This window comes from Stenotrophomonas sp. ZAC14D2_NAIMI4_6 (genome assembly GCF_003086875.1).
In the GTDB taxonomy this organism is placed as follows: Bacteria; Pseudomonadota; Gammaproteobacteria; order Xanthomonadales; family Xanthomonadaceae; genus Stenotrophomonas.
Genome location: NZ_CP025996.1, coordinates 4,370,720 through 4,385,420, shown reverse-complemented (window position 1 = coordinate 4,385,420; position 14,701 = coordinate 4,370,720). Strand labels below are relative to the sequence as shown.

The 14,701-nt window shown below is 68.6% G+C and carries 11 protein-coding genes; 8 read left to right on the top strand and 3 right to left on the bottom strand.

Going from position 1 to position 14,701, the window contains the following annotated elements; all coding sequences use genetic code 11:
• Positions 1-92: 92 nt before the first annotated feature.
• Entirely contained in the window at positions 93-548 is a 456-nt protein-coding gene (locus C1933_RS19855; RefSeq protein WP_108751397.1) for a MarR family transcriptional regulator, read from the bottom strand.
• 577 nt (positions 549-1,125) lie between these two features.
• Between C1933_RS19855 and folE the strand changes: the two genes are divergently transcribed.
• The 4 genes from folE (at position 1,126) to C1933_RS19830 (ending at position 7,407) form a co-directional block, all read left to right on the top strand.
• Positions 1,126-1,737 carry a GTP cyclohydrolase I FolE gene (gene folE / locus C1933_RS19845; RefSeq protein ID WP_108754646.1) on the top strand — a complete coding sequence of 204 codons (612 nt, stop codon included), beginning with the start codon at positions 1,126-1,128 and terminating at the stop codon, positions 1,735-1,737.
• 115 nt (positions 1,738-1,852) lie between these two features.
• Positions 1,853-3,322: a DUF3375 domain-containing protein gene (locus C1933_RS19840; protein ID WP_108751395.1), complete on the top strand. Its 1,470-nt coding sequence runs from the start codon at positions 1,853-1,855 to the stop codon at positions 3,320-3,322.
• A complete protein-coding gene (locus C1933_RS19835) occupies positions 3,309-4,010 on the top strand; it encodes a DUF4194 domain-containing protein (RefSeq protein ID WP_108754645.1) in 702 nt (233 codons plus the stop codon). The genes C1933_RS19840 and C1933_RS19835 overlap by 14 nt, the downstream gene beginning before the upstream one ends.
• 16 nt (positions 4,011-4,026) lie before the next feature.
• Entirely contained in the window at positions 4,027-7,407 is a 3,381-nt protein-coding gene (locus C1933_RS19830) for an SbcC/MukB-like Walker B domain-containing protein (RefSeq protein WP_108754644.1), read from the top strand.
• A gap of 89 nt (positions 7,408-7,496) precedes the next feature.
• Here C1933_RS19830 and C1933_RS19825 read toward each other — a convergent pair whose 3' ends face one another.
• Complete coding sequence (locus C1933_RS19825; RefSeq protein WP_108751672.1) at positions 7,497-8,276, bottom strand: sulfite exporter TauE/SafE family protein; 780 nt, start codon at positions 8,274-8,276, stop codon at positions 7,497-7,499.
• Between the two features lie 83 nt (positions 8,277-8,359).
• On the opposite strand from C1933_RS19825, the gene C1933_RS19820 reads away from it, so the two are divergent.
• Positions 8,360-8,752: a YchJ family metal-binding protein gene (locus C1933_RS19820; protein WP_108754904.1), complete on the top strand. Its 393-nt coding sequence runs from the start codon at positions 8,360-8,362 to the stop codon at positions 8,750-8,752.
• A 3-nt stretch (positions 8,753-8,755) separates the two neighbouring features.
• On the opposite strand, the gene C1933_RS19815 is transcribed toward C1933_RS19820, so the two are convergent.
• On the bottom strand, positions 8,756-10,036 hold the full coding sequence (locus C1933_RS19815; protein WP_108754643.1) for a GGDEF domain-containing protein: 1,281 nt from the start codon (positions 10,034-10,036) through the stop codon (positions 8,756-8,758).
• A 141-nt stretch (positions 10,037-10,177) separates the two neighbouring features.
• On the opposite strand from C1933_RS19815, the gene egtB reads away from it, so the two are divergent.
• From egtB to C1933_RS19800, 3 genes are all read left to right on the top strand, one after another.
• Positions 10,178-11,449 carry an ergothioneine biosynthesis protein EgtB gene (gene egtB, locus C1933_RS19810; RefSeq protein ID WP_108754642.1) on the top strand — a complete coding sequence of 424 codons (1,272 nt, stop codon included), beginning with the start codon at positions 10,178-10,180 and terminating at the stop codon, positions 11,447-11,449.
• Positions 11,446-12,426 carry an L-histidine N(alpha)-methyltransferase gene (egtD, locus tag C1933_RS19805; protein WP_108754641.1) on the top strand — a complete coding sequence of 327 codons (981 nt, stop codon included), beginning with the start codon at positions 11,446-11,448 and terminating at the stop codon, positions 12,424-12,426. Before egtB ends, egtD begins: the two co-directional genes overlap by 4 nt.
• A 78-nt stretch (positions 12,427-12,504) precedes the next feature.
• On the top strand, positions 12,505-14,676 hold the full coding sequence (locus C1933_RS19800; RefSeq protein WP_108754640.1) for a lytic murein transglycosylase: 2,172 nt from the start codon (positions 12,505-12,507) through the stop codon (positions 14,674-14,676).
• Positions 14,677-14,701 lie beyond the last annotated feature (25 nt).

Here is a 14,701-nt window from a genome sequence, read left to right as displayed (position 1 = left end):
CGGTAGTAGGGAAGGGGGGAGGAGCAACAACAACAACGCGACAACGCCGCTGGCGCGTCCACGGCAGTGGCGCACGCAGGGGCAGTGCGGGCTTACGTGATGCGGTCGGCGGCCTCGCCCAGCAGGCGCCATGCCTTCAGCACGGCGTGCAGTTCATCCATGGTCAGTTCGCCGAATACGTCCTGGCGCAGGCCGATCAACTGTTCTTCCAGCTCGCGCACCAGGGTCTGGCCCTCATCGGTCAGCCAGAGCAGGTTGGCGCGGCGGTCGCTGGCATCGCTTTCGCGGCGGACCAGATCGCTGGCGCACAGCTTGTCCAGCAGGCGCACCAGTGAGGGACCTTCCATGCCCAGTTGCTGGGCCAGCGCCACCTGGCGGATGCCACCGCCGGAGCGGCCGATCATCAGCAGGGGCATGGTGCAGGCGGTGGAGATGCCGTAGCTGCCCAACCGGCTGTCTGCCAGGCGCTGCCACTGCCGCCCTGCGTACAGCAGGCCGGAGCTGAGCTGCATCTGCAGCCGGGTGCGCTCGTCGAGGGGTCGGTCCATAAGAGATAGATAGGATACTACTAATTTCATTCCTATCAATAGGTTTTGCTGAATGGGTGGGTGTGTTGAGGAAAGCGTTGCGCCTGCCTGGCGTCGGGTGGGGCAGCGGGGGCCGGACGGTGCAGGACCAGCCGTAAACCCGTCCTTGGGGGCTCGGCCGCGGCATCCATGCCGCGGACGGTCCTGGCCCATCCGGTCCTGCGCCACCCATCCATCACCCCGCGAGCGCGGTGGGTTGGCTCTTTAGAAGCGGTAGCGCCGGGCTATGCCCGGCGAGCGCGGCCCGGCGTCCGCAGCCATGAACCCCAGCTTCTGACCCCGCTTTCGGGCGGTCCGGCCGCGCCCGCAGGAAACCGTCAGGGAGTTGCGGGGGAGGGCTGGCAGGACCGCAGGCGCCATGGATGGCGCCTACGAGCCTACAGGGACGTACTTGCGGCGTGTCCTGCCTGCCCTCCCCCGCAACTCCAGACCGATAGCAAACAAGGCGCCGGAAAGACCCCCGATGAACCGTCCCCACAGGACGACCCACCCCCCGGTCGGGTACGATGCTCGCCCCCCGTTCGGGACGCTGTACGCAATGAGCAAGAACAACGAAAAGGCCGCCCCGCAGGGCGATGTGACCCAGGACCAGGCCGAGGATGCGGTGCGCACCCTGCTGCGCTGGGCCGGCGAGGACCCGTCCCGTGAAGGCCTGCTGGATACCCCCCGCCGCGTGGCCGAGGCCTATGGCGACTGGTTCAGCGGTTACCGCGACGACCCGCGCGCCTATATGGAACGCACCTTCGAGGAAGTCGCCGGCTACGACGAACTGATCGTGCTGCGCGACATCGAATACGAAAGCCACTGCGAACACCACATGGCGCCGATCATCGGCCGCGTGCACGTCGGCTACCTGCCGGCCGGCAAGGTGGTGGGCATCAGCAAGCTGGCCCGCGTGGTCGAAGCCTACGCCCGCCGCTTCCAGGTGCAGGAAAAGATGACCGCGCAGATCGCCCAGTGCATCCAGGACGTGCTGCAGCCGATCGGCGTGGGCGTGGTCGTCGAAGGCGCCCATGAATGCATGACCACCCGTGGCATCCACAAGCGCGGCGTCAGCATGGTCACCTCCAAGATGCTGGGCAGCTTCCGCGACGACGCGCGTACCCGCGCCGAGTTCCTGCGCTTCATCGAAGTGGGCAGCAAGCGCTGAGCCGCTTGCCTGCGCCCCGCCGGCCCGCCGTGGCCGGCCGCGCCCGCGCGGCCGCATTGCCTGCGGCCGCCTGCGGCTGCCTTCCGCACCCCGCCAACCTGATCACTGTCGCTGCATGAAGCACCGCGAACGCATCTCCCGTTACCGCACCCTGCGCGAACAGCCGCAGTGGAAGCTGCTGGCTGCCGACCATGCTCCGGAAATCATCGGCCTGTTGCAGGGCCTGTTGATGGACGGCGAGCGCACGCTGCCCTCGGCGGTGCTGCACGAACGCCTGCAGCGCGCCCTGGACCAGCTCAACAGCGATGAACTGTCGCGCGACCTGCCGCGTACCGCGCAGGCCTACATCGCGCACTGGCTCGCCCAGGGCTGGCTGGAGCGCCGCCTGCCTGAGGGTGCCGACCAGGAACAGTACGAACTGTCCACCCCCGCGCTGCAGGCCATCCGTTTCGCCGACAGCCTGGAACAGGCCCGCGTGGCCGCCACCGAAAGCCGTCTGGCGCTGGTGATCGAACAGCTCTCGCAGCTGGCCGCACAGACCGAATCGGACCCGGACGCACGCCTGTCTGCGCTGCGCGACGAGCGCGACCGCATCGATGCGGAGATCGCCCGCGTCAGCGCCGGCCGGGTGATTGCCCTGGACGGCAAGCGCGCGCTGGAACGCACGCGCCAGATCATCGGCCTGGCCGACGAGCTGACCGAAGACTTCCGCCGCGTGCGTGATGACTTCGAGCAGCTCAACCGCGATTTCCGCGAGCGCATCATCGACGACGAAGGCGAGCGCGGCGACGTGCTGTCGCAGCTGTTCGAAGGCGTGGACGTGATCGGCGAAAGCGATGCCGGCCGCAGCTTCCAGGCCTTCTGGCGCCTGCTCAACGATGCCGAACAGAGCGCCCAGCTCGATGCCGCGCTGGAAGCGGTGCTGGCGCGTGGCTTTGCCCGCCGCCTGGACCGCAATGAACGCAACTTCCTGCGCAGCTTCACCAGCACCATGCTCGAGCGTGGCGGCCAGGTGCACGACGTGCTGCAGAACTTCGCGCGCAGCCTGCGCGGTTTCGTGCAGAGTCGTGGCTACCTGGAACAGCGCCGCTTGAACCAGCTGCTGAAGCAGGCCCAGTCCGAAGCGCTGGCGCTGCGCGACGAGTTCCCGGCCCAGCGCGGCATCGGTCGCGACCTGCAGCTGACCACCAGCCGCCTGCGCTCGTGGTCGCAGTGGAAGCTGCACGATCCGCGCAGCGCGCAGGTCGATGGCAACGTTGAATACAACGATGCGGCCAGCATCAGCCTGGAAAGCGTGGGCGACCTGGTGGCCTCGTCGGAAATCGATTTCCGCACCCTGCGTCGTGACCTGCACGATCTGCTGGACGCGCAGCCGCGCCTGAGCATTGCCCAGGCGCTCTCGCAGCGCGAAGCACCGCAGGGCCTGGGCAGTGTCATCGGCTACCTGTCGCTGGGCACGCGTTTTGGCAACGTAGTGGCTGGCGAGCAGGAGCTTGCGCAATGGCGCGGCGGCGACGGCCAGGTACGCCGCGCACGTATTCCGCTGGTTTGGTTCACTCAGGAGAGACGCCATGAGCTGGCATGAAGACCCCATCGAAGCAGCGGCGGACGACCTGGTCGAAGACGCCTACGAAGCCGAACCGGCACCGGCGGCCTCGCCGCCGCGCCGCGGCAACGATGTCTACTACATGGGCGACACCGGTCGCCTGCCGCTGGATGCGCGCCGCGCGCTGTGCCAGCTGCTGATCGGCCCCAGCATCGACCAGCTGCGCCACGCCAAGCTGTGGCCGGCGCTGATCCGCAGCGAAGCCGGCATCCGCTCGGCGCTGGCCGATCTGTTCCTGGAACTGGTGCTGGACCGCGACAGCGGCGTGGCGTTCACCCGCCAGGCCGACACCGAAGACGTGGATGCGCCGGTGCTGCTGCGTACCTCGCCGCTGACCTTCATCGATTCGGTGCTGCTGTTGTTCCTGCGCCAGCAGTTGGCCGAGGCGGACGCGCGTGGCAACCGTGCCGTGGTCGCCGATGCCGAGATGGCCGAAGCACTGGCCATCTATGAAAAGAACCTGTCCACCGACCGCGCCGGCTTCAACCGCCGCGTGGCGTCGGCCGTGCAGAAGATGAAGGACAACCACATCCTGACCCGCCTGAGCGGCCAGGAAGACCGCCACGAAGTCTCGCCGGCGCTGAAGCTGCTGTTCTCCGCCGAAGACGTGTCCCAGCTTTCGGCGGTCTACCGCCAGCTGCGCGAAACCCCGGCCGCCGAGGCCTGAGAGACCTGACCACCGCATGGCCATTTCCAAGCACACTCCCGCCCTGTTCAACGACGGCCTGCCCGACCCGCGCCTGCAGCAGTTCCGCATGCGTCGCCTGCAGGTGCACAACTGGGGCACCTTCAACGGCCTGACCGAAGTGCCGATCGCCGAGCGTGGCTTCCTGTTCGTCGGCCGTTCCGGCTCGGGCAAGTCCACCCTGCTCGATGCGATGTCTGCGCTGCTCACCCCGCCGGCCATCGTCGACTTCAACGCCGCCGCCCGCGAAGCCGAGCGCAGTGGCCGCGACCGCAACCTGGTGTCGTATGTGCGCGGCGCCTGGGCCGACCAGCAGGACAGCGGCACCGGCGAAATCGCCACCCAGTACCTGCGCAAGGGCGCCACCTGGACCGCCCTGGTGCTGGAATACCGCGCCGGTGATGGCCGCGTGGTCAGCCTGGTGCGCCTGCTGTGGATCTCCGGCAACGGCACCTCGGCCGGCGATGTACGCAAGCACTACATGATCGCCGAGCGTCCGTTCGACATCGCCAAGGACCTGGGCGGCTTCGACCTGGACCTGCGCAAGCTGAAGCAGAAGCTGGCCGACGTCCACCATTTCGACACGTTCTCCGGCTATGCAGAGCGCTTCCGCGACCTGCTGGGCATCGACAACGAGATGGCGCTGCGCCTGCTGCACAAGACCCAGTCGGCCAAGAACCTGGGCGACCTGAACGTCTTCCTGCGCGACTTCATGCTTGATACGCCGCGCACCTTCGATGCGGCCGAGCGCCTGGTCAGCGATTTCGCCGAACTCGATGGCGCGCACCAGGCCGTGGTGACCGCGCGGCGCCAGGTGGAAACCCTGCTGCCGGCGCGCGCCCACTACAACGACCTGAAGGAAATGTCGCGCCAGCGCGGCGACGACGAAGCCCTCAAGCTGGGCATCGACAGTTTCCGCGAAAGCCGCCGCCAGCTGCTGATCGAAGCGCGCCTGCGCGAGATGGACGTGCGCGACCGCGGCCTGCTCGGCGAGGAATCGCAGCGCCGGGCCGCGCTGGACAACCACACCGAGCGCCTGGCCGAACTGGAACTGCAGCGCCGCCAGCAGGGCGGCGAACGCATCGAGGAACTGGAACGCGAGCAGGGCCGTGCCGAAGCCGAGCGCGACCGTCGCCTGGCCAAGTACAACCAGGCCCGCGAGGCCGCGCAGAAGCTGCAGGCCGAACTGCCCGACGATGCACACGGCTTTGCCGAACTGGTCGCACAGGCGCAGACCGAACTGCAGGACCGCCAGCGTGCATCCAGCGCCCTGGACGATGCGATCAGCGACCGCCTGGGCGGCAAGCGCGATGACGAGCGCCGCTTCAGCGAAGTGCGTGGCGAACTGGAGGCGATGCAGCGCACGCCGTCCAACATCCCCGCGCCCATGCAGAAGCTGCGCGCGCGCCTGGCCGAAGAGACCGGCATTTCCGAAGCCGCACTGCCGTTCGTGGGCGAACTGATCCAGGTGCGTTCGGACGAACAGGCCTGGCAGGGTGCCATCGAGCGCGTGCTGGGCGGCTTCGCCCTGTCGCTGCTGGTCGATGACAAGCACTACAACGACGTGGCCGAATGGGTGAACCGCACCCACCTGGGCATGCGTTTCACGTACTACCGCGTGCGCCGCAACGACGAGGCCTTCGCCCGCGAGCCGTCCGGCCGCTCGCTGCTGCACAAGCTGGAACTGCGCGACCACGTGTTCGAAAGCTGGTTGCGCCGCGAGCTGGGCAAGCGCTTCGACTACGAATGCGTGGATGCCAAGCAGCTGCGCAACGTCGATCGCGGCATCACCCGCGAAGGCCAGGTCAAGCACCCGGGCGACCGTTTCGAGAAGGATGACCGCAGCGCAGTCGGTGACCGCCGGCGCTGGATCCTGGGCTTCAACAACCACGACAAGGTCGGTGCGTTCGAGAAGGAAGCGCAGGAACTGGCCAAGCGCATCGCTGGCTGCGAGACCGACATCGCGCGCCTGCGTGGCCAGCGTGACCGCGACAACGAACGCCGCCTGGCCTGCCACGAACTGGTGGGCATCAGCTGGAACGAGATCGACATCGCCGCCCCGCAGCAGCGCGTGGCCGACATCGAAGCCAGCCTGCGCGACCTGCGCGAAGGCAATGCCGACCTGGCCCGCCTGGCGCAGCAGATCGATGCGGTGCGCGCCGATATCGAACAGGCCCGCCGCACCTACGAAGACACCCGCGTGGAGCGTGGCCAGCTGGTGCGCGAGCGCGACCGTCTGGACCGCGCACGGCAGCAGAGCCGTGCGCTGGTGCTGCCGGCGCTGGCCCAGGAGCAGGAAGCCGGGCTGGCCGAACGCCTGCAGGAGCAGGGCCCGCTCAGCCTGGAAACCCTGGAAGCGCACATGCGCCAGGTCAGCAACGCGCTGAACGAGCAGTTGTCGTCCTCGCAGCAGGACGTCAACCGCGTCGAAAACCTGCTGCTGGGTTGCTTCCGCCGCTTCATCCAGCAGTGGCCGGAAGAATCGGGTGACTTCACCGTCTCGGTGGCGTCGGCCGATGATTTCCTGGCACGTCTGGAACGCCTGGAGCGCGACGGTCTGCCCCAGCACGAAGAGCGCTTCTTCGACCTGCTGCAGAACCAGAGCAAGAACAACCTGCTGGCCCTGCAGCGGCACAGCGCCGAGGCCCGCAAGTCGATCGGCCAGCGCCTGGACGAAGTGAACGCCAGCCTGGAACAGGTGCCGTTCAACCGCGGCACCCTGCTGACCATCGAGTTGAGCGATCGCCGTCTGCCGGAAGTGGGCGAGTTCCACCAGCAGCTGCGTGAAGTCCTGTCGCAGCAGCAGACCGAACAGCGCGAAGTGGCCGAATCGCAGTTCACTGTGCTGCGCCAGCTGGTGAACCGGCTGGGTTCGCAGGAAGGCGAGGACAAGCGCTGGCGCGAACTGGTGCTGGACGTGCGCATGCACGTGGAATTCATCGGCGTGGAACTGGATGCCGAAACCCGCCAGCAGGTGGAAATCTACCGCAGCGGCGCCGGCAAATCCGGCGGCCAGCGGCAGAAGCTGGCCACCACCTGCCTGGCCGCAGCGCTGCGCTACCAGTTGGGCGGCGCCGACAGCCAGCTGCCCAGCTATGCCGCCGTGGTGCTCGACGAAGCCTTCGACAAGGCCGACAACGAGTTCACCGCGTTGGCCATGAACATCTTCGACAACTTCGGTTTCCAGATGGTGGTGGCCACCCCGCTGAAATCGGTGATGACGCTGGAGCCGTTCATTGGCGGCGCCTGCTTCGTCGAAATCAGTGGCCGCCACGATTCAGGCGTGCTGCTGATCGAGTACGACGAAGAAGGCAAGCGCCTGAAGCTGCCCGAGCGCAGCCGCCAGCAGGCCAGCGAACCGGAAGAAGCCGACGCCTGATGGGTAGCGCCGGGCCACGCCCGGCGGCCCTCTACCGCGGAAACAGCGTGCCAACCAAGGTTGGCACCTGTCGGGTCATCGCTTCGCGCTCACGCGCCGCGGAACGTGTCCCACGCCATCCGCGCGATCAACACCACCACCAGGCCCACGAACAGCTTGCGGATGAAGGGCGTGCCGCCCTTCAATGCCAGCCGCGTGCCCACCACCGAACCGATGATGTTCGCCGCCGCCATCGGCAGCGCGAACAGCCACAGGATGTTGCCGGTGGGAATGAAGAACGAGATCGCGGCCACGTTGGTGGCCAGATTCACCACCTTCGATGCGGCCGAGGCGCGCAGGAAGTCCAGGCCGAAGAAGCGCACGAACAGGAAGATCAGGAAGCTGCCCGTGCCCGGCCCGAAGAAGCCGTCGTAGAAGCCGATGGCCGCGCCGATGGCCAGCGCGATCGCCAGCTCGCGGCGGCCGATCTCCTGCGGCCGGTGCAGGGCGCCGAAGTCCTTCTTCCACAGCGTGTAGCCCAGCATCGCCACCAGCAGCACCAGCACCAGCGGACGCACCGCGTCCTTGGGCAACAGGCTGACCGCGGTGGCACCGGCAAAGGAGAACACGAAGGCCGTGGCGGCCGCGAACAGCACCGGCTTCCACGGGAAACGCACGTTGCGCGCATAGCGCCAGGCGGCCGCACCGGTGCCGAACATCGAGCTGAACTTGTTGGTGCCAAACAGCATAGCCGGGGTCTGCTGCGGCAGCACCGTGAACAGGCCGGGCAGCTGCACCAGTCCGCCGCCGCCCACGGCCGCATCGACCAGGCCGGCAATGAAGGCGATCAGCACCAGCCACCACAGTTCGGGGGGAATCAGCTCCAGCACGGCCATCAACCACAGCAGCAGGGCGCGACAGCATACGCCCATTGCCGATGGAAGCCTGCGCCGGCCCGCGCGACAATACCGGCATGAAACCCCGCCCTGCCGAAACCTGCCCCTGCGGCCTGGCCGCGCCCTACGCCGCGTGCTGCGGCCGCTACCATGCCGGTGAAGCCGCGCCCGATGCCGAGCGCCTGATGCGGTCGCGCTACAGCGCCTACGTCCGCCAGCAGGCCGATTACCTGCGCCAGACCTGGCACCCCGATACCCGCCCGGCCGAGCTGTCGCTGGACGATGCGCCCGGCCAGCGCACCCACTGGCTGGGCCTGACCGTGCACGAACACACCGTCACCGGCGCCGACACCGCCGAGGTGCGCTTCACCGCCCGCTACCGCATCGGCGGCGGCAGCGCGGTGAAAATGACCGAGCACAGCCGTTTCCAGCGCATCGACGGCCGCTGGTACTACCTCGACGCGGTCTGAGGCTCAGCCGGCGCGGACGGCCAGCACACGCTGGCCGCCATGCGCGCAGACCCGGTTGCGGCCCTCTTCCTTGGCGGCATACAGGGCCTGGTCGGCTGCCTTCACCACGCCGGCCGGGCGCGGGTCCACCCGGCTGTCGGCCAGGCCGATGCTCACCGTCACCTGCACCACGGCACCGGCGCCACCGCGGCCGCGCTGCTGCTGCCCGGCGGTGTCGTCACGGCTGCGGGTGCGGCGGTCGCGCAACTGCATGCGGCTGTCCTGGATGCTCTGCCGCAGTGTCTCCACCGCTTCGACACAGGCCTGGGCAGGCCGGTCCAGGAACACCACCGCGAATTCCTCGCCACCGTAGCGGAAGGCCCGGCCGCCATCGCCCACCCGGGCCAGCCGCGAAGCCACCAGCTTCAGCACGTCATCGCCGGTGTCGTGGCCATGGGTATCGTTGAACTTCTTGAAGTGGTCCACATCGACCATGGCGATGCTGTAGGTGCCGGCCGCGCGCCGCAGCGTTTCGTTGAAGGCGCGGCGCCCGGGCAGCCCGGTCAGCTCATCGCGGAACGCCATGTGGAAGGATTCCTGCAGGGTTGCGCCCAGCAACAGCAGCAATGCCGCCACGCTCAGCGCCGGCAGCAGTGCCGGTTGCAGGTAGATGCGCGGCAGCATCCACCACAGGCACAGCAGCGCCAGCAGCATGGCCGTGTGCAGCGGCCGCGGCCGCCGCCATGCCTGCCAGCCCAGCGCCAGCGTGGCCAGCAGGAACAGCAGCGCCGGCAGCTGCGCCAGCGCGTTCCAGTCGCGCGGCACCCATTCGAAATGGCGGTTGGACAGCAGGTCGTGCATGCCCTGCGGCTGTTGCGCGGCCAGCAGGATGAAGATGGCCAGCACGGTGCCGCTGGCGATCGCGCGCAGCAGCAGGTCCTGGCGGCGTCGCCCGCGCTCGGGCCACAGCGCGTGGGTAGCGAACAGCAGCGGCAGCCAGGCAGAAATGGCGTGGAAGCGCAGCGGTGTCAGCGCACTCACCCGACCCTGCCGCAGGTAGTGCGCCACGTCCGGGTGCAGCACGCTGAATACCGCCGCCGCCACCAGCAACAGGCACAGGGTGCGCACCTGGTTGTACATCAGCGCCAGTCCGGCCCCCAGGCAGGCCAGCAACCATGGCAGCACGCGCTGCCCGGCACGGGCCACGTCCTCGTTGCCCAGGGTGGCCCACAGCACCAGCGCAACCAGCAGGGCGGGCAGCACGAACAGGTAATGCGCAGGCTGGCGGAGCGGATGATCGGACAAGCGTGGTTCCTGCGCGGTCACGAAGCGGCCGCGGCAAAGCCGTTAGCGGCGCTGCCGCGCGCTTCTTGAATACGCAGCCTGTGAAAGCGGTGCTGGCACGCCATGACGTGGCGCTCACCCACGACGGTCGAAGCTGGTCCCATGCACAGCGCACCTGCCGCCGTCGCTGCCGCGCAGCGTGATCTTGCCCGCCAGTTCGCCCGTATCCGCGGGAGAAGCCTGCAGCTGGCCGCGCCGCTCAGCGCCGAAGACGCAATGCTGCAGAGCATGGACGATGCAAGCCCCAGCAAATGGCACCTGGCCCACACCACCTGGTTCTTCGAACGTTTCGTGCTGGCCAGCCTGCCGGGCCATGCGTGCTGGGATCCCGCCTGGGATTTCCTGTTCAACAGTTACTACAAGTCCCTGGGGCCCGCCCATGCGCGCCCCCGGCGCGGGCTCTTGTCACGGCCCTCGCTGCAGCAGGTCCGGGACTATCGCCAGCACGTGGACGAACAGGTGCTGGCACGCCTGCTCGATGGCGATCTCGGCGAGCACGCCCTGCAGCACCTGCAGCTGGGCCTGCAGCACGAACAGCAGCACCAGGAACTGCTGCTGACCGACATCAAGCACGCGTTCTGGTGCAATCCACTGCAGCCGCCCTACGATGCGTCGCTGGCGGCCGTGGCCAGCGTGCAGACGGCGCAGGCCTGGATCGAACGCGAGGAAAGCATCGTGGGCATCGGCGCAGCGCCCTGGCCACGGCAGGCCGCTTTTGCCTACGACAACGAATCGCCGCCGCACCGGGTGCTGCTGCCCGCCCATGCGCTGGCCGACCGTCCCGTCAGCAACGCCGAATTCCGCGCCTTCATCGAGGCCGGCGGCTATCGCGAGCCGCAACTGTGGCTGAGCGAAGGCTGGGCGCTGTGCGAAAGCGAGGGCTGGCAGCACCCGCTGTACTGGCACGACGATCTGCAGCAGGAGTACACGCTTGGCGGCTGGCGCGCGCTCGACCCGCATGCACCGGTCTGCCATCTCAGCTATTACGAAGCCGATGCCTGTGCCCGCTGGCATGGCGCACGCCTGCCCACCGAATTCGAATGGGAAGCTGCGGCGGCGTCGCAGCCACCGGTCGGCCACTTCGCCGACGATGACCGCCTGCATCCGTACGCGGGGCAGGGCAGCGGCCTGCGCCAGCTGTTCGGCGATGTGTGGGAATGGACCAGCAGCGCCTACGGCGCCTATCCCGGCTTCCGTCCCTTCGCCGGCAACCTGGGCGAATACAACGGCAAGTTCATGTGTGGGCAGTGGGTACTGCGCGGCGGCAGCTGCGCCACCCCGCGCGGCCATGTGCGTGCCAGTTACCGCAACTTCTTCATGCCACCGGCGCGTTGGCAGTTTTCCGGCCTGCGCCTGGCCAAGGATCTTCCATGAGTACCGTACAGGACGCGCTGCAGGCGCTGACCGATCTAACCCCCGGCCGCCAGCAGCTGCTGGCCGATGCCGTGGCCGGCCTCTCGCGGGCGCAGCGACAGCTGCCGTCGAAGTACTTCTACGATGCGCACGGCTCGCGTCTGTTCGAGCGCATCACCCACACCCCCGAGTACTACCCCACGCGCACCGAACTGGCGCTGCTGGACCTGGTGCTGCCGGACATCGCGCGGCGGGTGGGCCCGCACGCGCACGTGGTCGAACTGGGCAGTGGCAGTGGCCGCAAGACCGCACGCCTGCTGGATGCACTGCACCAGCCGGTGGCCTATACCCCCATCGAGATCTCGCGGGCGGCCCTGCTGTCCAGCATCGAGCTGCTCGCCCCGGCATTGCCGGACGTGGAAATGCTGCCGGTCTGCGCCGATTTCACCCGCCCGGTGCAGGTGCCGCTGCCGACCCGCCCGGCGGCGCGGCGGCTGGTGTTCTTTCCCGGCTCGACGTTGGGCAACTTTGCCGGCGATGATGCGATCGCCCTGCTGCGCGCCATGCGCCAGACCATGGGCGCGGACGGCCTGGCACTGATCGGCATCGATCTGCACAAGGACCCGGCGTTGATCGAAGCCGCCTACAACGACGCCGACGGCATCACCGCCGCCTTCACCCTGAACCTGCTGACCCGCCTGAACCGCGAAGTCGGCAGTGACTTCGATCTGCAGGGTTTCCGCCACCAGGCGCGCTACAGCACCGCCCGCCTGCGCATCGAGACCGATCTGGTCAGCCAGTGCGAGCAGGACGTGCATCTGGATGGCCGCACGTTCCACTTCCAGACCGGTGAACCCATCCGGGTCGAGTACAGCCACAAGTACACCGATGCCAGTTTCGACCACCTGCTGCAGCAGGCGGGTCTGGAAGTCGTTGCCCACTGGAATGCATCCGACCCGGCGTACGGCCTGCGCCTGCTGCGCGCCAGCGCCCAGTGACGGCAGCGCCGGGCGCTGTCCGCCGGGGGCGCGTTACCATGGCCAGGTAACGGCAACACGGAGGACGCCATGCCCTTGATGACCACGCTCGGCCTGGCCGCCGCCCTGGCCACGCCTGCGGCGCTGCCCGCTGCGCCCGCCACCGATCCGGCGTTTGCTGCCTGCATGCAGCAGCTGCAGGTCAGCGCGGGCCGCCAGGGCATCGCCGCCGATCGCTTCAGCGCGCTCACCGCGGGCCTGCAGCCCGACCCCAGCGTGCTGCCACTGCTGGACGCGCAACCGGAATTCACCACGCCCATCTGGGATTATCTGGCCGCCCTGGTCGATCGCCAGCGGGTGGACGACGGCCGCGCGCGCCTGCAGCAGTACCGTGACCTGCTGCAGAAGATTTCGGCGCAGTACGGCGTGGATGCCGCCACGATCGTCGCGGTCTGGGGCGTGGAAAGTGACTACGGCCGCGTGTTCGGCAAGCGGCCGCTGCTGCAGTCGCTGGCCACGCTGTCCTGTGCGGGCCGTCGCCAACCGTTCTTCCGTGGTGAACTGCTGGCGCTGCTCAAGCTGATCGACCAGGGCGATCTGCAGGCCCAGGGCCTGACCGGTTCATGGGCAGGCGCCTTCGGCCATACCCAGTTCATGCCCAGTACCTATGCGCGCATTGCCGTGGATGGCGATGGCGACGGTCGCCGCGATCTGGTCGGCAGTATTCCCGATGCGCTGGCGTCCACCGCGAACTATCTGCAGCGGGCAGGCTGGCGCACCGGCGAACCGTGGGGCATCGAGGTCCGCGTCCCCGAGGGGTTCAAGGCCGCGCAGGCCGGTCGCACCCAGCGCCGCCCGCTGGCGGACTGGCGCGCGGCAGGCGTCACCGCACTGGATGGCAGCGCACTGGATGGCAGCGCACTGGCCCCGGCAGGCCTGCCCGCCGATGCGCGTGCGGCCCTGCTGCTGCCAGCCGGGGTGAAAGGGCCGGCGCTGCTGGTGTTCCGCAACTACGATGCGATCTACAGCTACAACGCGGCCGAGAGCTACGCGCTGGCCATCGCCACCCTGGCCGATCGCCTGCGTGGCGGGACCGGCCTGGTCACCGCCTGGCCCACCGATGATCCCGGCCTGGGCCGCGATGAACGCCGCCAGCTGCAGACCCTGTTGTTGGCACGGGGGCACGACATCGGCAGCGCCGATGGCATGATCGGTACCGCCAGCCGCCGCGCCATCCAGAGCGAACAGCGCCGGCTGGGCTGGGCCACCGCCGATGGCCGCGCCGGGCAACGTATCCTGCGTGCCCTGCAGGCCGAGCCGCGCACCCCGACGGTGCCCAGTCGCTTCAGTCTTCCCGCCAACTACAGCGCCGCGCAGTCGCCGGCCCTACGGAGTCGTTCCAGCGTGCAACAGATCCAGGGTGTCAGCAGTGGCCAGTTCCAGGGGCTCGATGCCTGGCTGGTGGAAACCCCCTTCGCGACGGCGGCCATCAGCGTGTTCGGTGGTCAGCTGCTGTCGTTCATCCCGAAGGGCCAGACCGACGTGATGTGGCTGTCGCCGCAGCGTGCGGCGCTGCCCACGCCCATCCGTGGCGGCAGCCCGGTCTGCTGGCCGTACTTCGGGCGCCAGGGGCAGGGCAACGACGTACCCGCGCATGGTTTCGTGCGCACCCTGCCATGGGAACTGCAGCAGGCGCGGCGGCTGGACGATGGCAGCATCGAACTGACCCTGGTGCCGCCGGCGCTGCAGGACCTGGGCCTGCGGCTGTCCATGACCGTGCGCGTGGGGCGCGAGCTGCGCCAGCAACTGGTCACCGAGAATACCGGCAGCACGCCGGTCAGCTTCACTCAGGCACTGCACAACTACTTCCGCGTGGGCGATGCCACCCGCGTGGAGGTCGATGGCGTGGACGGCGCGGATTACCAGGACAAGTTCGAGAACTATGCCCAGACCCGCCGCCAGCAAGGGCCCTGGTCGCTGCGTGACCCGCGCGATCCCGGTCGTAGCGACCGCATCTACAGCCCGGCCAGCGGGCGTTACGTGCTGCGCGACCCGGTGCTGAAGCGCCGCATCCAGCTGGCGACCGAGGGCAGCCGCTCGCTGGTGGCGTGGAATCCCGGTGCCGAAGCGGCCGCGAAGATGGCCGACGTGGGAGAGGGCTGGCGCGAGTATGTGTGCCTGGAAGCGGCCAACGCCGGCCCGGACGTGGTGACCGTGGCGCCCAAGGGCCGCCACGTGCTGGTGCAGACGTTGTCGGTGTCGCCGCTGTAAGCGCCGTCCCCGAGGTCCGTTGCCG